At 40.3% G+C, this 5,908-nt stretch carries 5 protein-coding genes; all 5 read left to right on the forward strand.

Annotated features, from left to right (window positions below):
* The first annotated feature begins 88 nt into the window (after nt 1–88).
* The 5 genes from psb28 to OSCI_RS12725 all read left to right on the forward strand — a co-directional run bounded on the left by psb28 (nt 89) and on the right by OSCI_RS12725 (nt 5,763).
* Complete coding sequence (gene psb28, locus OSCI_RS12705; RefSeq protein ID WP_007355369.1) at nt 89–424, forward strand: photosystem II reaction center protein Psb28; 336 nt, start codon at nt 89–91, stop codon at nt 422–424.
* A gap of 78 nt (nt 425–502) precedes the next feature.
* On the forward strand, nt 503–1,015 hold the full coding sequence (locus tag OSCI_RS12710; RefSeq protein WP_007355370.1) for a MogA/MoaB family molybdenum cofactor biosynthesis protein: 513 nt from the start codon (nt 503–505) through the stop codon (nt 1,013–1,015).
* Between the two features lie 235 nt (nt 1,016–1,250).
* A complete protein-coding gene (locus OSCI_RS12715) occupies nt 1,251–3,371 on the forward strand; it encodes a DEAD/DEAH box helicase (protein WP_007355371.1) in 2,121 nt (706 codons plus the stop codon).
* 2 nt (nt 3,372–3,373) lie between these two features.
* Entirely contained in the window at nt 3,374–3,784 is a 411-nt protein-coding gene (locus OSCI_RS12720; RefSeq protein WP_007355372.1) for a DUF2290 domain-containing protein, read from the forward strand.
* A gap of 314 nt (nt 3,785–4,098) precedes the next feature.
* Nucleotides 4,099–5,763, forward strand: a complete 1,665-nt coding sequence (locus OSCI_RS12725; protein ID WP_007355373.1) for a sensor histidine kinase — start codon at nt 4,099–4,101, stop codon at nt 5,761–5,763.
* Nucleotides 5,764–5,908: the final 145 nt, after the last annotated feature.

Below are 5,908 nucleotides of genomic sequence, written 5' to 3' on the forward strand. Positions count from 1 at the left end.
CCCATCTCTTCCGTGTAGAGATACCCGCGTCGTTTTATGATTAAAACAATGACAATTTAATCAATCTTTAAGGTTCGATCGCAAAATTATGGCTAAAATTCAATTTTCCAGGGGTATTGACGAAGATGTAATCCCAGATGTGCGCCTCACTCGTTCTAAAACAGGCAATCAGGGTACTGCTACCTTTACCTTTGAAAATCCCAAAGCTCTTAGTAACAGCAGTACAGAAGAAATTACTGGGATGTATATGATTGATGAAGAAGGCGAAATTACGACGCGGGAAGTTAAAGCTAAATTCATCAATGGTCAGCCGGCATCTCTGGAAGCACTATACTTGATGAAATCTGTAGAAGATTGGGATCGATTTATGCGTTTCATGGAACGCTATTCGGAAGAACACGGCTTAGGATTCAGCAAGGCGTAAGCGGTAAGAGGTAATTGATGGTAATTGGGGATGGGTAATTTCCCAGTCCCGATTACCTATTAGTTCAGAGAAATATGTATGACAGTACTTCCTCACCCTGATAGTTCTAAAATAAGTGTGAATTGTGCTGCGATTACTGTCAGCGACACGCGATCGCAGGAAACGGATAAGAGCGGTCAATTAATTAAACAATTACTTTTAGATGCTGGTCATGCAGTCGGGTTTTACACTCTGGTTAAAGACGAACCCGAACAAATTATATCCCAGGTGCGATCGCTCTGCCAGCGCTCGGACTTGGATGCGCTAATTTTCAACGGGGGTACTGGGATTGCGCCGCGAGATACTACTTACGATGCGATCGAGGGTTTGCTAGAAAAGACTTTACCAGGCTTTGGAGAGTTGTTTCGCTGGCTGAGTTATCAGGAAATAGGATCGAGAGCGATCGCATCTCGCGCTACGGCTGGGGTTTATCGAGGGAAGTTGGTTTTTTCTCTTCCCGGTTCTAGCAATGCGGTACAACTGGCTGTCGAAAAGCTGATTTTACCAGAGTTAGTCCACTTGGTTGGACAGTTGCGCTCTGAAAAACACTAAAATTATAGCACAAAAACACCCTTTAGGAGTTCCTATCCTAATTGATAAATTTCCCAAATTGTGTTTTGTCTGGAGTTGAATAATTAATGTCGGTTGGTTAACTTAGGGGGTAATCAGTTTAGCTCCTCAGCGCCTTGCGCTAAAGGATTTAGGTTGGAAAAGTAGATGCGCGACATTAGTATTAGATTTTGGTATAATAGACAATAGACAACGTACTTTAATAAAAGGAAATATTATGCTTAATATTGTCAGAGGCGATGTAAAAAATAAACCTGAGTCTTCCAGAAGACTCGCTGATTACTTTGAGAGTAGAAGAGATGACATTGATGGAAGTTTATATTTAGGATATCCAATAATAGGTACATCTCAAGGAGGTTATCAAATTGATGCTCTTCTTGTCTCTAGGAAACATGGCATTATTATTTTTAACATTGTCGAGGGTACTAAAACTGATATTAATTTGGAAGAAGTACAGGATGAGAGCGTCAACAAAATTCAGGCGAAATTGCTCCAACATAGCTCTCTTACCAATAAGAGAAATCTAATGGTTGAGATTGGCGTTATAACTTACGCACCCGCTTGGAGTCATAAACCAAACGATGTTTCAGAGGAGTATATAGTCGCTATTAATGATTGTGATTTGAAAGAATTTATTCACTTTCAAAAGTGGGAAAATAGTGATTATTTTGAAAAACTAACTTCAGTAATACAAGCCATAACATCCATAAGAAAAAGAAAGCAGCGGAACTATGTCAAGAAAGAAGACTCTAAGGGAGCGAAACTTAGTAAATTAGAGGATTCGATTGCTAATTTAGATAGAAATCAAAGTGCCGCTGTACTTGAAACGGTCGAAGGTGTACAAAGAATTAGAGGACTTGCCGGTTCAGGAAAGACTATAGTTTTAGCCTTGAAAGTTGCTTACTTGCACGCAAAAAATCCTGATTGGAATATTGCTGTAACTTTTAATACCCGCTCACTGAAAGGTCAGTTCCAGCAACTTATTAACACTTTTACTATTGAACATACAAATGAAGAACCGGATTGGGATAAAGTTAAAATAATTCACGCTTGGGGCAGTCCAAATGCAGAGGGAATTTATTATGAAGTTTGCAAGAAACATAATATTGAATATAGAGACTTTCGTGAAGCAAAAAATCTTCCAAATGGTTCTGGTCAAGAATTTGATACAGTTTGTAAAGAAGCAATTGGTAAAATAAAGAAGTTTACCCAATACTATGATGCTATTTTGATTGATGAAGCACAGGATTTTTCCCAACATTTTTTGCGGATTTGTTATGAGATATTGAAAGAACCGAAGAGATTAGTTTATGCTTATGATGAACTACAAAGCCTCAATAATAAGATTATGGAATCTCCAAATGCTATTTTTGGAAAGGATATTAATGGTACACCTCGTGTTCAACTCCAAAACTTACCAAAAAAACCAAAAGAAGATATTATATTAGAAAAATGTTATAGAAACTCTCGCCCAATTTTGGCGACTGCACACGCCCTTGGATTTGGGATTTATCGAGATCAAGGATTAGTCCAGATGTTTGATTATTCTGGATTATGGAGAGATATTGGCTACAACGTTGAGCAAGGAACTTTAGAAGATGGGAAGTCTGTAACGCTTGCTAGAACTGATGAGACAAGTCCTAAGTTTCTCGAATCTCACTCACCTATTGATGACTTAATTACCTTCAAGTCATTCAACAATAATAAAGAACAAATGGAATGGTTAGTCAGTCAAATAGAAACCAACCTAAAAGAAGATGAATTGAAACATGATGACATCATGGTTATACATACTAATCCACTTACCACTAGAGATGCTGTCAGAGAACCTAGAACTCTACTATTTGAGAGAGGAATCAATTCTAACCTAGCGGGGATAACAACTTCCCCGGATGAATTCTTCAGTGAAGAAGCTATTATCTTTACTGGCATCAATAGGGCAAAGGGAAATGAAGCCGCAATGATTTACGTTATAGATGCACACCTTTGTTTCTCAGGTTCTGATCTAGCTAGAAAAAGAAATATTCTATTTACTGCTATGACAAGAAGCAAAGCTTGGCTAAGAGTATTAGGCTATGGTGAAGATATGAGAAGACTGGAAGCTGAATATAATCAAGTTAAGCAAGAAAACTTTGCTCTTAAGTTTACCTATCCTACTGAAAAAGAACGGCAAGAAATGAATCTTGTGAATAGAGATATGAGTCCAAAGGAACGGGATCGGATATTTAAAAACAAAAAAGATTTAAGAGAGCTTCTTGAAGCTCTTAACAAAGGAGAGATTTACAAAGAAGATATACCCCAAGAAATACTAGATGGGCTAAAAGAAAAACTTTTTTAAAAATGGCTAATTATCGAGATATTCATAAACAGATCGCCACCATTACTCGAAAGCTAATTTCAGTAGGTTTATCAGTCAGACAAAAAGAACCTGAAATTTATGAAGAGGATGAGATATATGCAGACATAATAGCTAAGAATATATTGCCAGTGCCAATCAGATTTGACTACGATCCAGATAATCATATAGATATAGATCATCCCAAGTGTCATTTAACTTTGGGGCAGTTTAAAAACTGTAGAATTCCTGTTTGTTCTCCAGTTACACCGAATGCCTTTATCTCCTTTATTCTTCGTAATTTTTATAATACGGCTTTTACCAAGTTTACGGATCAATTTGACTTTTCAAGTGTTCTATTTGATGAAACCATAACCACTGCGGAGAAGAAATTACTACACTTCGCCATTTACTGAAACCTTTAAAAGCATGGGCGATCGCAACTTCTCGTTACCTCCCTCCGCAAAGCTGATAAGGAGAGCTCAACCGCCGATCGCTCAATCTCACCCCTCACTCAATCAGCGCGATCGCTCATCACCCTAGCTAACCTAACCCAGGAAAACCCCACTCAGCCAGCCTCGCTCTAAAAAATAAGCGGAGATTGCTACTTATTAGTTCGGTTATGCGAATATACACTACAGACAGAAGCCGATACTCTGAAGAGAGAGACGATTTAGTATTAAGCCAAAAATCTAAAATCTAAAATGTAAATTTTGCAGGTGGGTGTGTTGTGAACAGTTACTTTTTACCGACCATTAGCGAGATTTTAGCCGAAGATGGGGTTAAAAATGACATCACCTCTTCAGATGCGATCGCGCTGTATGAAAATTCAGACTATTCGCACTCTGGGGTTCGCATCGCTCTCCGACTCAGAGCTCAGCAGGAGTGGTACGCTGCGATCGCCGCTCTTAATCAACTATTAGAACAGGAAAGGGCCGCAGGAAATGAGGGAGAGAAATTTTCCTCTATATCTTCCCCATCTTCCTCATCCTCCCTATCTTCCCCATCTTCCCCATCTTCCCCATCCTCCCCATCTTCCCTATCCCCAATCCCTACCCAATCCCATCAAGGATTAATCTTGTCTGGCCCTTCCTCGGTGTTGACTGACCCTGCATTAGTGAAAAACTTTGCAGCTTGGATTTTTACCAGTAACCCGCAGGAAGCTAACACTTACTTATCTTCGCAAGCTTTACCTCTACTACCAGCACCAGAAGGGACAATATCAGTTCCTCCTACAACACCAGCACTACCTCTTTGTAACGGCGATCCTTTAGCCAACGAGCAGTTTTGTTTGGTGTTAACAGCTAAATTCAGTCTGGTAATGGTATTAGGGGAAAATGCTTTAGGAAATCCCGCCTTTCTATTTTCCTTCGATCCAGCAGTCGTGATGCAAGCTTGGGCCATCTTGCAGCTACGAGTCAAGGATAGCGAGGAATTACTAGCAAGTTTTCCTGAAGGTGCAAACTTTACTTTGAGTAAGTCAGTATCGAGTAGTGCTAAATCGATGGTACTTTTGTTTGAGCAGTTTACTCCGATCGCACCTGACTACAAAATTGTAATGCAGTTTAGCCGCCTGCTATTGCAGAATTTGCCCTTAGAAGAAACTGGATACCGCCAACAGGAGAAAGCAAGAAAAAGTGCAGATTTGGGAACATTATTGCCAAATCCCAAATCTAAAACCCCAAACCCCAAATCCCAAGAGGTAGAACTGCTACAAGCGATCGCTCATGAAGTTCGCACTCCTTTAGCAACAATCCGCACCCTGACTAGGCTACTACTGAAACGTCCCAATCTCGATCCAGTAGTAGTTAAGCGATTAGAAATGATTGACTCCGAATGTACTGCCCAAATTGACCGCTTTGGTTTAATTTTTAGGGCCGTAGAATTGGAAATGTCCCAGGCTAAGCAATCTTCAGTTCAACTAACCGCAATTTCCCTGACTCAAGTCTTTCAAAGTAATCTTCCTCGCTGGCAAAAACAAGCTTGTCAGCGCAATCACACTCTAGAGGTAATTCTGCCACAGAATTTACCAACAGTACTCAGCGATCAGACAATGTTGGATCAGGTTTTAACTGGTTTAATTGAAGATTTTACTCGCACTCTACCAGCAGGAAGTCACATTCAAGTTGGAGTGATGTTGGCGGGAAATCAATTAAAATTACAGTTGGAATCTCAACTACAACCTGGAACTAAAAATGAATCGGCTTTTAAACAAACTCCTAATGGGCCGCTCAAATCTATTGGGCCGCTGTTGATGTTTCAGCCGGAAACTGGTAGTTTGAGTCTGAGTTTGAGCGTGACGAAGAATTTATTTAGAGCTGCTGGGGGGAAATTGGTGGTGCGACAACGACCGCAGAAGGGGGAAGTGATGACAATTTTCCTGCCACTGCAATAGTAAAATAGTACCAGGCTGAGTTTGTGAAAGCGGCTGTATAGAAAGGGGCTAGGGGCTAGGGGCTAGGGGCTAGGGTAAGAAGGGGCTAGGGGCTAGGGGCTAGGGGCTAGGGAAAGAAGGGAAAGAAGGGTAAGAAGGGAAAGAA

The sequence above is a fragment of the Kamptonema sp. PCC 6506 genome, assembly GCF_000180455.1.
In the GTDB taxonomy this organism is placed as follows: Bacteria; Cyanobacteriota; Cyanobacteriia; order Cyanobacteriales; family Microcoleaceae; genus Kamptonema; species Kamptonema formosum.

What these genes read in the sequence shown, in the direction of transcription:
- OSCI_RS12715 (WP_007355371.1), top strand. Translation starts at nt 1,251, where the DNA reads ATGCTTAATATTGTCAGAGGCGATGTAAAAAATAAACCTGAGTCTTCC.
- OSCI_RS12710 (WP_007355370.1), top strand. Translation starts at nt 503, where the DNA reads ATGACAGTACTTCCTCACCCTGATAGTTCTAAAATAAGTGTGAATTGT.
- OSCI_RS12720 (WP_007355372.1), top strand. Translation starts at nt 3,374, where the DNA reads ATGGCTAATTATCGAGATATTCATAAACAGATCGCCACCATTACTCGA.
- psb28 (WP_007355369.1), top strand. Translation starts at nt 89, where the DNA reads ATGGCTAAAATTCAATTTTCCAGGGGTATTGACGAAGATGTAATCCCA.